Raw genomic sequence first — 14,855 nt, 5'->3', positions numbered from 1 at the left:
TTGGGTTTGAGTAAATCCGACTTGTAAAAGACTCTGAATTTGATACCTTTGAGATAGGGTCAATTGTTTGTAATGTTTCATGCAAGATCAATATAAATATTGAACCTAAAATACTTGGGGCTAGCCCCAAGTATTTTAAATATGCATGTTGCACTTATGACTTGAACTTAGAAAATATAAAAACACTAGAAAATGAAAATAATATTTAAGTTACCGTTAGCAGCCATGTCGCTATTAGCGGTCGTAAGTTGTAAAGAGGTAAAAAAAGAAACTAACGATGCGGCCGATGAAATGGAAGAAGCCGTTGAGGAGGTAAAACAAGAGGTAATGGCTCAGAGCATCAAATTTATGATGGAACCCAAGAGCGATAGTGATGTAAAGGGTGAGGTTACCTTTACCGAAGAAAACGGTACGGTAAAAATGATGGCCAATTTAAGTGGTCTGACCGAAGGTGAGCATGCCATACATATTCATCAAACAGCAGATTGTTCTTCCGCGGACGGAAAATCAACAGGCGGTCACTGGAACCCTACTAACGAACCACATGGTAAATGGGGTGCTGAAGAAGGATATCACAAAGGAGATATCGGAAATTTTGTTGCTGATGCAGACGGTAATGCGGTAAAAGAGTTCGAAACGGATCAATGGTGTATTGGATGTGAGGACGAGAATAAAAATATTGTTGGTAAAGCGGTTATCGTGCATCAAGGAATCGATGATTTCACGTCACAACCTAGTGGTGCTGCCGGGGCCAGGGTAAGTTGTACAGGAATAATTCAATAATTACAGTACTTTTTAAAAAACGCTGCTTCACAGAGCAGCTTTTTTATTTATTCTCCTCTTAGATAGCAAAAAATATGCAGTTAGATGCTTTAGTAGAACGTTTTAAGAACAAGGACGCCTCCGCCTTTGAAATTCTCTATGGCATGTATTCAGATAATATCTGTGGTGTTATTGAAACCATTGTGCGTAACGAAGGTAGGTCGCAGGAAATTTGCCAAGATGTATTCGTGAAAATTTGGAATAATGCCGAAAGCTACAATTCTTCCAAAGGGCGCTTCTTTACTTGGATACTGAACATTGCCAGAAATGCCGCTATCGATGAAGTACGCAGTAGGTCGTATAAAAATCAAAAAAAGAACCTTTCCGCAGATTATCTCGTAGGTATTTTAGCCCACAAAGAAGATACAGAGGATGGTATAGACACCTCTGCTATCAGAAAAATGGTAAAAAATCTTAATGAAAAATGTGTTCAAATAATAGAACTCCTATATTTTAGAGGATATACTCAGAAAGAAGCAGCCGAGGAATTAGAAATACCAGTGGGAACGGTTAAAACAAGAAATAGAAGTTGTATTTCCCAATTGAGGGAAACTATGGATGTCAAGTAAATGGATGTAGAAAAGTACATAGCATCAGGAATACTGGAACTTTATGTTGCAGGGGTACTTTCAGAAAAAGAAAATCTGGAAATAATCGCCTATGCCCAGGAGTATCCTGCCATTGAGGCTGAAATTGAAGCTATTGAGGCAGCTATATTGCGACTTACTAAAGAGGCTACTGTCGTAAAAGCACATCAGTTTGAGAGGATAGCGGATTATTTAGGTCTCTACAAGACCAAAACAAAGGTTATACCGATAGAAAAATCCAGTACTGACTGGTCACAGTATCTTGGTTGGGCAGCCTCTATTCTTCTGGCTATAGGACTCTTTTGGACCTATAATCAGAATGACAAATTAAAATCTGAACTAGAGCTCGTTGAACAACAGAACCTAATGTTAGAAGAGCAAATAGCTAATGCTGGTACTTCCTCGGAAAAGACAAAAGAATTATTAACCACCCTGAGAGACAAGGATATTTCCGTTATTCCTTTAGGTGGCCAAGAAGTGTCCCCCACATCCTATGCCAAAGCTTATTGGAACAAAAAAGAACAGAAAGTGTTTATCGACGTACAAGGTTTACCCGAACCCCCAGATGGTTTTGTTTATCAAGTCTGGTCGCTAAAACTATCTCCTCTAACTCCCACTAACATGGGGCTTCTAGAGAATTTTGATGCTGATGAAAACAAAATTTTTACGCTAGAAAATCCTAACGATTCCGAAGCGTTTGGAATTACGCTAGAACCGGCAGGTGGTAGCGAGTCGCCCACATTGGAACAGTTGTATACATTAGGTGCGGTATCGGCTTCCTAATAATAATTTTTTTCCCGAACAGAAATTTTCTTATTTTTCCGCCATGGATTTAAAGAAACTTTTTGGAACCGTATTAACCCTTTTGGGTATCGGCGGACTTGTGTATGCAGCAATTTTATTCGGTAATAGTACCGGAACCACCAAAGCCTTGATCGTTTACGGCGTATTGGGAGCTATTTTTTTCTTTTCAGGTATTGGCCTTATCCGTACCACAAAGTCTCAAGAATAATAAAGAATTTTTAGAGATTCTTGGTGATTCGATGAAAACGAAGCGTCTTAACCAACCATTTTGGCAAAGGTTTGTTCGCTTTCCTATTTTTCAAACTTAGGTACAGTCCCAATTTCTTAATAATAGGAACTTTATGGGTTTCCACGAGTTCAATTAACGTTCCATCGGGGTCTTCTACATAGCTGAAGTGTCCTGCAGCATCTCCCATATCAAAGCTCTGCGCACTATCAACGGTAAAAGGATTGTTCATGGCCTTGGCCTTCTTCCTTAAGCTGTCCATACCTTGAACATCAAAACAGATATGGATATAACCTAAATCTCCCCAAAGTCTATTCTTGTAGATTTTTTTGGGTTGCCGGTCCAAGGCCTGCACCAGTTCTATCTGAGTTGGTCCGAGTAATTCTGCAAAGCCCCCGATCTCTTTTCTAGAATGTCGTATGACCACTTTTCTAAACCGTTCTTTAATAGTATTCGCGGTATTAGCGGAAAGCACTATTTCTTCGTCGCACACGACATCGGTATAGCCCAAGAAATTTTTATAGAAAAGAGTGGAAGTATCCATATCAGAAACTCCGATTACGGCACCCAGAACGCCCCCAACGCCTGTTTTACTGCTTCCAAATGCATAAGAATCCTGAACCATCTGCACCCTATTGTTCCAAGGGTCGTTAAAGTAAAAGTATAACTCCCCGTAACTTGACTTTGTGATATTGGTTATACCAGAAAGTTTCAAATCGGAAATTTGAGAATGACTTTTGTTAATATCGACCGTTCTTACCTTCATCGCGTTGATGCCTAAATCTCCCCATAAAATCTCATGCTCTGGCCCTTGCGCTACCCGGTCTTTAAACTGCCAAATTTCCAGTCCTCCGCCACCAAGCATATTTAAGGACAAATATGCATCTCTTCTTTGAGGTTCGCCTAAGGTATATTTGGTCATTAAGGAGGCCGTAGCTTCATCTTTGAACAACAGAATATCAAATCCTAAGTGTTCTCGGTACCAGTTAAATACCGTTTTGGTATCGTGGACACCAATTCCTATTTGTTGAATACCGTTTATGCTTTCATCCATTATACGGGGTGCGGAGTAATTTATCGTGAAGGAACCTAAGCTTCTGGCTAGGATATCCCAATTTAAAAAGTATGACCAAAAGTAAATTAGAGAGGTTTACCCTGAGGTAAGAATTACTTTCATATTTACGGGCAGATACCACAAGGTCATTTTTAATAATAGTATATGGAATCTTATTTTTTTTCATGCGCTTGAAAAACTCAAAATCTTCCATGAGTACTTGTTTCGCATCAAATCCACCAAGTTTCTTAAAAACCGATTTTCGAATAAAAAGGCATTGGTCACCACCACCCGTAAACAAACCGTCCTTAGCGGTGAAAAATGCGTTGATTCCAAGCCAAAAATTATCTTTATCAAACTTGTAGGAAAAGAATCCCGCATCAAACCCCGTAGCAAGAGCACTTTCTATATTACTTAGAAAGTCCTTTGGAGGTCTTACATCGGCATGTAAAAAAGCTACTATCTCTCCCTTGGCATGCTCGGCTCCCTCGTTCATCTGACAGGCTCTTCCCTTCTTCTCACATTTTACCAAGCGAACAGATGTTCCGTTCGCAATCTTGGCTATGTCCTCACAACAATCCGGGGACTGGGCGATAATAATTTCATAGAAACCTGAATTATCCATATCTCCAAGGTATGTCACCAATTGTATAAGGTTGGATTTTTCTTTGTGTGCAGGTATTATTATACTAATCATAAAATACTATCTTGGGGAAACTGTCCATTGGAACGGTTTAAGATAAAAGGTTTGCATAAAATTCATTTCAATCTACGTAATAAGAATGAAAAGGGTTCTAAATTTCCAATTAAAAAAGCCATAATTTAGAATGAAAGGTTTGCATGTTTTTTCGACTCATTTTCAAAACCTGTAACATTATCTTTACGTAAGTGAAAATATATTAAGTAAAATATCATGAAGAACTCCTATTTTGTTTTTTCTCTTTTAGCTATCATGCTCGTTGCCTGCAAAAACAATGTCACTGCTCAAAGTGCAGCTAACATTGATTACAATGAATTATCTGAAAAATTCCTAGCACAAGCTTTGAACGGTGAAGATACTAAAGAAATACGCGGTGTATTCGCAAATTCTACTCTTAAGGACCTAGAACTAGCCTTAGACAACGATCAAAAAAAATTGGCTTTTTGGGTAAATGTTTATAATGCCTACATTTTAGACATACTCAAGGACAATCCTAAACTTTATGAAGACAGGGGTAGTTTTTTCAAGAACGAACAAATACCCATTGCTGGCGATACGATATCATTTGCTAAAATAGAACATGGCATCATTAGAAAATCGCAATGGGAGTATGGTCTTGGACGCATTAGAAAATGGTTTCCGAATAAGTTGGAACGCAAACTCAGAGTGGACAAGAGGGATTACCGAATACATTTTGCGCTTAACTGTGGTGCCAAGGATTGCCCTCCGGTGGCTATTTACGAATGGGAAAGACTTGATGAACAGTTTGATAAGGGTACCGAAAATTACCTATCTGGTTCCACCATCTACGATGCTTCTAAAAAAGAGGTGGCAGTGACTTCATTATTCAGTTGGTTTAGAGGGGATTTTGGTGGCAAAAGTGGTGTTAAGAAAATACTTAAGAATCTGAACCTTATTCCAACCACTAAGGATATTGATATAACCTATAAAAATTACGACTGGACTCTGGATTTGGATAACTATATTGAGTTATAGTTGAAGTTAAAATGCTTCGTTAATCGTAAAATAAAATTGTCCGCCCTCGGATGAAATTCCATAATCCACTCGGATACGTGTACCTTCCTTTTTATTCACGATATACCGCAAACCAGTACCTACGGCATTTCTGAATCCAGAAGAGAAAGTATCTCCCAAAGTTGGAGAAACGGTTCCTGTAGAGCCAAAAAGCACCCCTCCGAATCTACCGGCAATAGGAAACCGATACTCTACCACCGCACTGAGTTCTGCATTATCTTGAAAACGTCTGGCATTGTGCCCTCTTGTACGTCTAGTTCCTAAAGAATTTAAATCAAGGAAAGGTGCATACTCACTTCTTGTGCCAAGAAATACATTACTGGCTAAAATATGGTTCCCTTTCAATTGTTTATAATAACTAGCGTTAATTTCCAATTTACTGTAGGCAAAAGAAGAGCCCAGAAATTTCATGGCAGTGAAAGCACTAGTTTGAAGAAAAAAGCCTTTCGTGGGAAAAAATATATTATCTCTGGTATCATAAAAGGCCACTAGGCCAAGATTGGATACCGTACCTCCATCTTTTCCAATTTCGTTAGAATTATCCAGTAATCCATCAGGTTCCAAATTAATTACGTTGTAACCGTCAAACTCGTAACCCATACCGATGGAAATACCGGGAAAGACTTCTCGCAACGCCGAAAAACGTAGTCTGGGGAAATCTGCATCGTAGGTTTCTAAATCTTCTTCCTGTGAGTTAACGCCCCTACCATAATAGTTGTAGAAGTATTGGTAGTATCCTAATTCCCCTATAAAACGCCACTTTTCATTATCTGAATAAATTTCAAAGGGCATAAAGAACAACAACTGCTTTTTACTTGTAAAAGTTAGGCCCAACTGCACCGAACTTGGTCTGGATTCTTTAGGCTCTCCTTTCAAACGAAAAGTGGAAAGTCCCAAGCCACCAAAACCAAGCCCCGTTTCCGGAAGAAAAAATAAGACCGGAAGTGCCGTTAATTGAAAGTTTTTAGTGCTGTCTCTGACCTTTTTGGTCCGTTTTTGAGCTATTGCTGATAACGGGTACATCAAAGCACAAATTAGTACCAAAGCCAAGTAATTCTTTTTCATCGTTACAATTTACCAACTTCCTCTCGCTTGAAGAGTTTTTTTAGGAGAAAACTGTTCTAGTTTGATTAATTTCGCAGAGGATTAAGACTAAAGGCCCCATCCGCATTTCATGAACAGCTTTTCTATTTTAAAAAAAATATTCATCGTTCTGTTCATAGGCCTGGGCATACTGTCTGCCTCCGTTCTGGAAAATTTGAAATTCTCTTTCGATTTTAGCCAGTTTTTTCCAGAAGAGGACCCCGATTTGGAATTTTATCAAGACTATGTTGCAGAATTTGGAACGGATGACAACTTTTTATTGGTCGCCGTTAAAAGTGATAGCACCGTTTTTGAACAGGGATTTCTAAATAGATTCCATCAGTTTTCCGAGGAAAGTAAAACTTTTGATTTTGTTACCGAGAGCTCGTCTATAACAACACTTTCTTATCCATTAAAAACCTCATTTGGTTACACCACTCTCCCTATAATTCATAAGGACGATAAAAATAAATATGCAAAAGATTGGTTAAAAATACAGGAAGATGAATTGTTCGTGAATGCACTTATAGACGAGAAAGGAACTTCTTTAGTCGTGGCATTACAAACCATTGATAATCTAGACTATGAGAAGTCTGAAATATTACTGAACCAGTTACGTAAGGCGCTTAAGGCCAACGAACTAAACGATTACCATATTCTAGGCAGGGCTTTTTTTTATGAAGCCATTGTAGAGATGCAAAAGAGTGAAGTCCTTAAAACGACCCTTGTTGCCAGTATTCTGGTTTTTACCATACTACTATTGGTCTACAGAAGCATCCCTGTGGTATTCATTTCGGTGTTATCCATTGGACTTTCGCTTTTACTTTTTCTTGGCTTGTTATCGGTTATGGGAAAAGAATTAAACGCCATGGCGGCCTTCTATCCGGTATTGATGCTCATTGTGGGTACTTCTGACGTGATTCACATCACGGATAGCTTTATTAGAAAAATACAGAACGGACTCCATAAATATACCGCTATAGCTTCCTCACTAAAGGAAGTAGGGCTCACCACGTTACTGACCTCGCTTACCACTGCCATTGGTTTTATTACCTTGCTATCTTCGAGGCTGGTAAGTATCCAAGATTTTGGGATTAATGCTGCTATGGGTGTTATAGTGGCCTATTTAACGGTGATTTTTTTTACAGGTTCCCTTTTAATAAGCATACCCGAAAAGGTACTCATTGGTCAAAAAAGTATTTCCAAGAAATGGGTGAATTATCTACTTCGGATTAACGTGTTTACGAGAAACCATCCAAAAGCCATACTCTATGGAACACTAGTTTTTACGTTGTTGTGTATTATTGGTATTAATCTTATCAGCACAAATTATGAGTTTAAGCAAACGCTACCCAACGAGAGCAAAATAGCAGCGGATTTTAACTTTTTTCAAGAAAACTATGCAGGGTTTAGACCCCTAGAAATTGCGGTTATGTCAGAGGGTAGCGCTAAGGTCACGGATTTTTCCGTTGCGCAAGAAATAGAGAAACTCACGACCTACCTAAAAGAGATAAAGAGCATTGGTAATCTGCAGTCTGCCAACCTACCCTACAAAATTATCAATAAGGCGCATCATTTAAATAAATCGGAATATTTTGCGCTTCCAGAGAACGAAATTCTTTTTGAGCGCTATAAAAAAGACGCGAAAAAGCTAGCTCGTAAACAACTAGCCCGCTTTGTAAATTCTACGGAGCAAATAGCGAGAATAAATGGAAAACTGGAAGACGTAGGCACGGATAGTCTTATGGTGATTTATAAGCAGATAGATGATTTTGCCGCAAGAGAACTAGATTCGAGCTTGGTGAAGGTGAAGGTTACGGGGAAAAGTATGTTGTTGGATAAAAATTCAGAATATATCCGCACAAGTTTGTTAGAGGGATTATTATATGGGTTACTTGTCATAGGCGTTATTATGGTCCTCGTTTTCAGAAACTTTAAAATGTTTCTTATATCCTTGGTTCCTAATTTACTGCCTATTGTATTTGCCGGTAGTATTCTAGGTTTCTTGGGAATTCCTTTAGAGGCATCTTTATCCGTAGTCTTCGCTATCGTTTTTGGTATTGCCGTGGACGATACCATTCATTTTCTCGGAAAGTACAAACTGGGAATAGCTCAAGGACTATCACAGGAAAAAGCACTTGAAAAAACTTTTATACAAACCGGTAGAGCCTTGGTGATAACGACCATTATACTCTTTTTTGGTTTTCTGGTTATGCTTTTCTCCATTCATCAACCCAGTATAACCATCGGACTCATTATAAGTGTAACCTTGGTAACCGCCCTTGTCCTGGACCTTTTACTACTACCCGTATTAATAAGAAAATTGTTAAAGACTAAATAATACTGTTTTTTCTATTCAGTGTTTTTTGAAGTGCGCGGTATGCAATTATGCTTTTGCCTACCATTACAGCCATTGCTAATATCCATAAAGAAAAAAGAAGATATTCCATAACATTATAATTTTAAGCGGTCTACTTTGGTTAAATTCAATTCTTATTTTAAGTGGCTTGGGGCTTCCTTAAAAATCCAAAATATGCATTTGGTCGATAAATATATGCATTTCATCCATACCAGTCTTAAGGAAAGCTTAATTTTCGATGAAATGCATCATTTAAAAACGCCACGGTCTAAAGACCGTGGCGCTTTCCAAAAAAACAATCCAACCTAAAAACTATCCAGTTGTAAATCCCGAACACCGCGGAAGGGCAATTCTTTGATATTCGGGAGGGGCAAAAAACTACAAATTCTGGATGTTTTTTTCCATAGTGGGGCCAAGCTCATAAATAGCGCCTAGCAACTCTCCCTTAAGTTCTTTTACTTTATCCGTAACTCCATTTGCTTTGTAAATTTCAGCTGCATGGTAGAGTAAGGCAGGTTCAAAGGTTTTACCAAAAACCTCGTCATCAATTATTTTCATTGCCGCATCTTTCTTTCCCATTTTGAGATTGGTATAGGCCAATAAGCTAAATGATTCTGGTGTAGGTCTGTTTGCGACCTCTTTTTGTGCTAGCTCCAAGGCTTTTTCGTATTGCGCTGTTTCTTCCAAATAAAGACCAATGTTGTAGGCATTATACATTTCTCCATAGGCGTCATTTTGAACACTATAAAAATAGCGGTCTAAATTTGTCATACGGTTTAAGTCATCATTGGTGTAATCTGCAATTTCCGCTTTCAATAGAAAGTAATCAGGAGCACTATACGTCTTGGTTATTGAATCTAATATGCGCATAGCCTCGTCAGGGTTTCTATCGTGGGAAAAGGCAATCCAAGCTATTCCCTTTTTTGCATACGCATTATTCTCATCCAAGGCCAATGCCTTTAGATAATGTTGGTAGGAGTCCTGTATTCTGCCCGCATGACCATAGTAATCGGCGATATTTGTAAAGCTCCAGAGCATTAATTCTTTATTCTTGGAAGCCACTGCCTTTTCTTTTGCCTTTTCCATGAAGGCAATTGTGGTATCCAAATCTCCTTTGTAATCATTCCATTTGGCTACTCTAATGAGATAACCGAAATCTGACATGTTTTTTATGCGCCCCAAGTATTCCTCCGCTACCTCATAATTTCCTAATTCCATATGGACATCAAAGAGAAGGCTATGGGAGTCCTTTAGACCACCGCCTAATTCCTTTGCCTGCTGTGCCATTTCCAGTGCTTCCCTGAATCTATGTTGGGAGATATAATTTCTTGCCAAAGCCCTTAAATAACCCTCTTTACCGATTGCTGCAATATCAACGGCTCTTTGTAAACTTTGTTCCGACTTTTTTAAGAAGCTAATATCACCGGTTTCTTTAAAGTATCTATTGTACTCGCCGCCGACTATTCCGAAACTGGTAAGTTGCATGCTGTCCGGACGTATCTTTTTGTTCCATAGCTCAAAATACTTTGAGGTAGTGTCCGTAGGGTTTGTAATTAAATATTTATCGTAGTCATTAGATTGTGCTATATCGTTTTTATTTTTGGTATTGCACGAAAGCAATAGAAAACTAAATAGCATATAAATTATAGGTTTCATTTTTTCGTTTTTATTGTTTTTTTGGATGTACTCTTTACTCGTAATAAAAGGGAGGGCTTTGACTGCCCTCCCTAAACTCCTTTTTCATAGTCTTATTCAGGAGCTCCCAAATATGGGAATGTTGTAGTAATATCAGCGGTAAGCCCAACACCGTCTGAAGTTAATCTCGGTAAATCCTGAACACCATCCATATCCGTATCTTGTCCGCTGAACCTGTCTCCTTCCATTCCTCCGAATAATAGAATCAATGAAACATCGATAACATCATCTTGCGGAGTTCTACCTGTAAGGGCTACCTCATCTCCGTCTGGAACAAGAATTCTCCCGTCCATATCAGCATCCGTTCCAGGATTAAAGTATGTGGTAGGTAAATTAGGTGCTACTTCTAGAACATCGGCAGCTAAATAGCCGGTAAGCGTAGCGGCATCCAAACCAAGAATATTGTTCTCATAATTTACATCGGCAGGGTCTGCTCCTAACAAACCGGCATATACATCATGATATGCTTCTAATCTCGCTTCAAAGTCAGCTTGAAAAATAGCTCCCATCTCCGACGGAATAGCTAAGTTATGGGCATCCTTAATAGTGCCGTCTGCACTAAGAACCGTGTTGATTCCTGGTCTTCCCATAAAATCTACCTGAACAAATGTTCCAGAAAAATCTGGTTCCATCATTGCTACCTCGCAAGGCTCACAGGTGGTTCCGCCACAATCTACACCGGTTTCATCACCGTTCATTATGCCGTCCGTACAAGTAGGTTCGTTCATTGCTACTTGGTCATCATCATTATTACAAGACGCTAAAACCGCTACTGCGCAACATGATAAGAATATGTATTTTATTGTATCTAATTTCATCTTTTTTGTTTTTATCTTTTCTTAATTATTGTTTTGCATTAGTGGTAACCCAGGTCTTATAAACCGTAAGACCCAGTGCATTTGTACCGGTGGTCTCCCCTAACATGCTGTTTGGAATTTCTACTACAATGGACATGGTGTTAGCACCATCAAAAGTGTCCACCCCTGTAGTATCGTCATCATCTGTTGTGTTTGGGTCTCCGGCTGGCTTAAAACCTTCAGGGGCCATTCCGCCTATTACCGCATTGAACTGAAAGAAATCAAAAAAGAAGGCATCTTGTCTTGGACCGGCAAAGAGCGAAACACCGTCGCTAGTAGTTTCTACTATAGCGGTATCCGTAGAAATAGCAACAGACCCAAGAGGTGCGTCTACCATTATCTCACCACTAGTGCCCGTAGCGCTTGGTGCAACTGGTCCAAAGAAATACATTTCACCATCTCTTGCAATAGCTTGTATCACCAAATCCTCTACCAAATCGTTATCGGTATCAATATTGATTTCGGTTAAAATATTCTCGTCAAATGTACCATATGCCAAATCTGGTAGCACATTAGACTGTAAGTCTACCGCAAATACGGTATTGTCCGAACCTTCCGAAGGTTCAAAAGCATAAAAATCGGCGATGTCCGCTGTGGTACCCATTGTACCCGGAGCATCAATGTGATCTGCTGCAACCAACACGGCTCCCGCAATAGCAAGTGCCCCTAGGCCCATAAATAATTTTGATTTTTTCATTCTTAGTTTAATTTTTAGATTAGAATCACTAATACTTACGAGACATCTTTGGGAAGGTTTGTTTATGAATGTTAAAAAACGTTAAAGTCAAGAAAATGAGCTAAATCGGTTTCAAAAGCTCGGTCCGATTAATTTTATATTATCTATTTATCCTTTTAATACTATCGGTATTACTCTGATCTCCTTATTTTGTAGTAATTTGGTACTCTAATTCGGTTAAAGAATTTTCTTATGAACCCATCCGCTTCGGGTTGGATTGATAAATTTGGGTCCTTGGCCAAGAGCTACCAAAAAACCTATAAAGACTTCAACACTTTATATTTTGGATTAAGAGAAACAGGTTTTGTCTATGGAATACATTCCGGGCTACCGGCCTTTGTTACTCCTGAGCATAAATTATCGGAGGACGAGAAAGCAAAAATAAATTTGCTCAACGCCCTATACTTCACCTTTATCGATAAGCATACTGATGGGAACTTCGCTGATTTTTTAGAATGTATATTCAAGTTTTATGAAACCCTGGAGGTAAATCAGGCCTCTTTTCTTGGAAAAATTTTTACGGGAAGTAAAACTTCTTCCAAGCTGGAGAAACTTATAGATTCTCGGGTATATTTAGAAGATAACATTATCAGTAAAACCTTTAATAGTTTCATCACCAATTCCCTGTTATTCATTGATGTGTTGCTCTTCAAAAGGTATCTAACCGAAGCAGAGAACATAAAGAAACACGCCCAAAAGCTAGAATATTTAGTAATAAACGTTACCTACCACGCCTTAAACTCAAAAGAAAAAAATAAGAAGGATGAAAAACTGGCGCAATTGCTAGCCTCATCGCTGAGTTTTATTGATGGGGATAATCAAAATTTCGATGGTTCTTATAGAAATATACTTTTAGCTAACGATTCTAAATGGGAGAATGCCTATTTGCTAGATATGGCTTGCTTAACGGTATGGGAAGATAATTCTTTGGAGTACAAAGAATCCGAGTTTATTTATGGTATAGGAAAAGACTTAGGTTTTGCCCATGAGCATATACAGGAGGCTTTAGCACAGGTAACCCATTTTTTTATTGAGAACGCTGAAACGATTCCATTTTTAAAAGACCAAAATCTGGCCCTGCAATTTTACGATAATATGGGTAGATTGGTCAACAGGCTAATTCTGAGAAATAGCAAACGACTACAGAAAGAACTGTCCGAAAGTGCGGAATTGGTTGCATTGCTGTCAAAATCTACGGTTAAGGACCTTAGTAAGGAGGAGAAGAAAAAAGTACAACGCCAGCTCTTGGACATATTCAAGAGTATTCCCTCACTGGCTATTTTTCTTTTACCCGGAGGAGCGGTACTCTTACCAATTTTTATAAAATTAATTCCTAAACTACTGCCTTCTTCATTCGATGAAAATAGGATTGAGCAAAGCGAAAAATAGGTCAAAATACAGTATCGATAAAATCTATAATGCTTTTTTAATCAATTATTTTTCAATTTATTAAATTAGTTTACTCCAACCATAACTTGAAGTCCCTTACACGTTCTCTGCTGACAATAATTTCCTGCTCAGAAAAGTTCGTTAGTTTAATCTGAAGGCGAGAATTAGTGTAGGATATGATGTCTTTTATGTGGTTAACGTTAACGTAAAACTTTCTACTTACACGGAAAAACATTTTAGGTTCCAACTCACTTTCAAGATGTTCCAAAGTAGTATCCAGTAAATAATTTCTACCATCTAGCGTAGCGGCATAAGTTCCTTTATTTTCACTGTAGAAACACTGTACCTCATCCGCATTTATAATTTTTAGATGTTGTCCTACCCTAGCGGTAAATCGTTTTTTATACTCCCGCTCTAGGGGATTTACAAGTAGTTTCTTTATATCCTCAAAATCCATGGCCAGTTTTTGACTGTTAGGTTTAAGCGCCTTAAATTTTTTAACGGCACTTTCCAGTTCTTCATCATCAATGGGCTTAAGCAAATAGTCTATACTATTCAGTTTAAAAGCTTGCAAGGCGTATTCATCATAGGCCGTAGTAAATATAATGGCGCTCTTTACCTCGATTACATCGAATATTTCAAAGGATAGCCCGTCTGACAATTGAATATCGAGGAAAATTAAATCCGGGTGTTCATTTCCCTCGAACCAAATAATAGACTCTTCAACTGAGTGCAGCATGGTGGTAACCGGCATATCCAAATCTGCCAATAACCTGCCCAGTCTTCTTGCTGCTGGCTTTTCGTCTTCTATAATAATTACGTTCATCCTGTTATAGCTTTATCCTTCTTTTTAATTTTTAAAATCCAATAGGTAATAAAAACGACCCCAAAAACTGCTGGCAGAAACCAATTTAACAGTGATGGTAAAAATTGATTTACCACCAGAAAAGCAGATACCGCGGCAATATAAGCCCCCATCATTTTACCTAAATGTATTCTTAACCAATTTTGTTGTAGTTTTTTTGGAGTTCTGTAGTTAGAAAAGTCTCTAAGCGCAAATACTAATCCTACTATCCCGAAAACCATTAGGACAATATTTATTGCTCCTTCCTGTAATATGGGGTACAAAAGCATTGCAAGACTTATAAAGATAACTAAGATAGATAGTAATTTATCATACCGTAAATCGCTAATGTCGTTTTTATAGGCCAAAGCCCTAAAGCCGGCAATCAAAAAATAAAGACTAAAGATTCCGATACAGAAGAGGAACGAGTTTTCATGACCAGGTAAAACGGCTATGACCAAAGCCGTAATTGCAGAGACAAGCATGGAATAAAAGAAGCACTTGCCTCCTCTTCTATGCACTAATTTGCCTTTCTTACTTCCAATTGCAATTGCACCCGCTAATAATGCGATACCTCCCGTTACGGCATGAATAAAAATTAAAAACCTAACGATATCCATTTATCTTTTTTCTGAGCTTTATCATTTACGAACTGCTTATTTAA

General features: G+C 38.4%; 15 protein-coding genes. 7 read left to right on the top strand and 8 right to left on the bottom strand.

Annotated features, from left to right (window positions below; all coding sequences use genetic code 11):
* Nucleotides 1–192: 192 nt before the first annotated feature.
* From BFP77_RS08940 to BFP77_RS08925, 4 genes are all read left to right on the top strand, one after another.
* A complete protein-coding gene (locus tag BFP77_RS08940) occupies nt 193–783 on the top strand; it encodes a superoxide dismutase family protein (protein ID WP_099573688.1) in 591 nt (196 codons plus the stop codon).
* Nucleotides 784–857: 74 nt separating this feature from the next.
* Complete coding sequence (locus BFP77_RS08935; protein WP_099573687.1) at nt 858–1,391, top strand: RNA polymerase sigma factor; 534 nt, start codon at nt 858–860, stop codon at nt 1,389–1,391.
* Complete coding sequence (locus BFP77_RS08930) at nt 1,392–2,192, top strand: anti-sigma factor (RefSeq protein WP_099573686.1); 801 nt, start codon at nt 1,392–1,394, stop codon at nt 2,190–2,192.
* A gap of 43 nt (nt 2,193–2,235) precedes the next feature.
* Nucleotides 2,236–2,421, top strand: coding sequence for a hypothetical protein (locus BFP77_RS08925; protein WP_099573685.1), 186 nt, complete (start codon nt 2,236–2,238; stop codon nt 2,419–2,421).
* 10 nt (nt 2,422–2,431) lie between these two features.
* Here the strand turns inward: BFP77_RS08925 and BFP77_RS08920 are convergent, their stop codons facing one another.
* Both BFP77_RS08920 and BFP77_RS08915 read right to left on the bottom strand, forming a co-directional pair.
* Entirely contained in the window at nt 2,432–3,493 is a 1,062-nt protein-coding gene (locus BFP77_RS08920) for a VOC family protein (protein ID WP_099573684.1), read from the bottom strand.
* Entirely contained in the window at nt 3,486–4,190 is a 705-nt protein-coding gene (locus BFP77_RS08915; protein WP_099573683.1) for a TIGR04283 family arsenosugar biosynthesis glycosyltransferase, read from the bottom strand. The genes BFP77_RS08920 and BFP77_RS08915 overlap by 8 nt, the downstream gene beginning before the upstream one ends.
* A 216-nt stretch (nt 4,191–4,406) precedes the next feature.
* Here BFP77_RS08915 and BFP77_RS08910 point away from each other — a divergent pair, with 216 nt between their 5' ends.
* Nucleotides 4,407–5,189 carry a DUF547 domain-containing protein gene (locus BFP77_RS08910; protein WP_099573682.1) on the top strand — a complete coding sequence of 261 codons (783 nt, stop codon included), beginning with the start codon at nt 4,407–4,409 and terminating at the stop codon, nt 5,187–5,189.
* 6 nt (nt 5,190–5,195) lie between these two features.
* Here BFP77_RS08910 and BFP77_RS08905 read toward each other — a convergent pair whose 3' ends face one another.
* Nucleotides 5,196–6,293 carry a BamA/TamA family outer membrane protein gene (locus tag BFP77_RS08905; RefSeq protein WP_099573681.1) on the bottom strand — a complete coding sequence of 366 codons (1,098 nt, stop codon included), beginning with the start codon at nt 6,291–6,293 and terminating at the stop codon, nt 5,196–5,198.
* A gap of 109 nt (nt 6,294–6,402) precedes the next feature.
* On the opposite strand from BFP77_RS08905, the gene BFP77_RS08900 reads away from it, so the two are divergent.
* On the top strand, nt 6,403–8,652 hold the full coding sequence (locus BFP77_RS08900; protein WP_099573680.1) for an efflux RND transporter permease subunit: 2,250 nt from the start codon (nt 6,403–6,405) through the stop codon (nt 8,650–8,652).
* A 396-nt stretch (nt 8,653–9,048) separates the two neighbouring features.
* Here BFP77_RS08900 and BFP77_RS08890 read toward each other — a convergent pair whose 3' ends face one another.
* The 3 genes from BFP77_RS08890 to BFP77_RS08880 all read right to left on the bottom strand — a co-directional run bounded on the left by BFP77_RS08890 (nt 9,049) and on the right by BFP77_RS08880 (nt 11,919).
* Nucleotides 9,049–10,326, bottom strand: a complete 1,278-nt coding sequence (locus BFP77_RS08890; RefSeq protein ID WP_099573678.1) for a tetratricopeptide repeat protein — start codon at nt 10,324–10,326, stop codon at nt 9,049–9,051.
* Between the two features lie 92 nt (nt 10,327–10,418).
* Nucleotides 10,419–11,183 carry a DUF4331 family protein gene (locus BFP77_RS08885; protein WP_099573677.1) on the bottom strand — a complete coding sequence of 255 codons (765 nt, stop codon included), beginning with the start codon at nt 11,181–11,183 and terminating at the stop codon, nt 10,419–10,421.
* Between the two features lie 25 nt (nt 11,184–11,208).
* Nucleotides 11,209–11,919: a DUF4331 family protein gene (locus tag BFP77_RS08880; RefSeq protein WP_099573676.1), complete on the bottom strand. Its 711-nt coding sequence runs from the start codon at nt 11,917–11,919 to the stop codon at nt 11,209–11,211.
* Between the two features lie 231 nt (nt 11,920–12,150).
* Between BFP77_RS08880 and BFP77_RS08875 the strand changes: the two genes are divergently transcribed.
* A complete protein-coding gene (locus BFP77_RS08875) occupies nt 12,151–13,347 on the top strand; it encodes an LETM1-related biofilm-associated protein (RefSeq protein ID WP_099573675.1) in 1,197 nt (398 codons plus the stop codon).
* A 70-nt stretch (nt 13,348–13,417) separates the two neighbouring features.
* On the opposite strand, the gene BFP77_RS08870 is transcribed toward BFP77_RS08875, so the two are convergent.
* Nucleotides 13,418–14,173, bottom strand: a complete 756-nt coding sequence (locus tag BFP77_RS08870) for a LytR/AlgR family response regulator transcription factor (RefSeq protein WP_099573674.1) — start codon at nt 14,171–14,173, stop codon at nt 13,418–13,420.
* Nucleotides 14,170–14,811, bottom strand: coding sequence for a DUF2306 domain-containing protein (locus tag BFP77_RS08865; RefSeq protein ID WP_099573673.1), 642 nt, complete (start codon nt 14,809–14,811; stop codon nt 14,170–14,172). The genes BFP77_RS08870 and BFP77_RS08865 overlap by 4 nt, the downstream gene beginning before the upstream one ends.
* Nucleotides 14,812–14,855 lie beyond the last annotated feature (44 nt).

This window comes from Maribacter sp. 4U21 (genome assembly GCF_002742365.1).
Lineage (GTDB): Bacteria > Bacteroidota > Bacteroidia > Flavobacteriales > Flavobacteriaceae > Maribacter.
This window is presented reverse-complemented; position numbering and strand designations above follow the sequence as displayed.

Excerpts from the sequence above, each read along its gene's own strand:
- BFP77_RS08940 (WP_099573688.1), top strand. The coding sequence starts at position 193 with ATGAAAATAATATTTAAGTTACCGTTAGCAGCCATGTCGCTATTAGCG.
- BFP77_RS08935 (WP_099573687.1), top strand. The coding sequence starts at position 858 with ATGCAGTTAGATGCTTTAGTAGAACGTTTTAAGAACAAGGACGCCTCC.
- BFP77_RS08930 (WP_099573686.1), top strand. The coding sequence starts at position 1,392 with ATGGATGTAGAAAAGTACATAGCATCAGGAATACTGGAACTTTATGTT.
- BFP77_RS08925 (WP_099573685.1), top strand. The coding sequence starts at position 2,236 with ATGGATTTAAAGAAACTTTTTGGAACCGTATTAACCCTTTTGGGTATC.
- BFP77_RS08920 (WP_099573684.1), bottom strand. The coding sequence starts at position 3,493 with ATGGATGAAAGCATAAACGGTATTCAACAAATAGGAATTGGTGTCCAC.
- BFP77_RS08915 (WP_099573683.1), bottom strand. The coding sequence starts at position 4,190 with ATGATTAGTATAATAATACCTGCACACAAAGAAAAATCCAACCTTATA.
- BFP77_RS08910 (WP_099573682.1), top strand. The coding sequence starts at position 4,407 with ATGAAGAACTCCTATTTTGTTTTTTCTCTTTTAGCTATCATGCTCGTT.
- BFP77_RS08905 (WP_099573681.1), bottom strand. The coding sequence starts at position 6,293 with ATGAAAAAGAATTACTTGGCTTTGGTACTAATTTGTGCTTTGATGTAC.
- BFP77_RS08900 (WP_099573680.1), top strand. The coding sequence starts at position 6,403 with ATGAACAGCTTTTCTATTTTAAAAAAAATATTCATCGTTCTGTTCATA.
- BFP77_RS08890 (WP_099573678.1), bottom strand. The coding sequence starts at position 10,326 with ATGAAACCTATAATTTATATGCTATTTAGTTTTCTATTGCTTTCGTGC.
- BFP77_RS08885 (WP_099573677.1), bottom strand. The coding sequence starts at position 11,183 with ATGAAATTAGATACAATAAAATACATATTCTTATCATGTTGCGCAGTA.
- BFP77_RS08880 (WP_099573676.1), bottom strand. The coding sequence starts at position 11,919 with ATGAAAAAATCAAAATTATTTATGGGCCTAGGGGCACTTGCTATTGCG.
- BFP77_RS08875 (WP_099573675.1), top strand. The coding sequence starts at position 12,151 with ATGAACCCATCCGCTTCGGGTTGGATTGATAAATTTGGGTCCTTGGCC.
- BFP77_RS08870 (WP_099573674.1), bottom strand. The coding sequence starts at position 14,173 with ATGAACGTAATTATTATAGAAGACGAAAAGCCAGCAGCAAGAAGACTG.
- BFP77_RS08865 (WP_099573673.1), bottom strand. The coding sequence starts at position 14,811 with ATGGATATCGTTAGGTTTTTAATTTTTATTCATGCCGTAACGGGAGGT.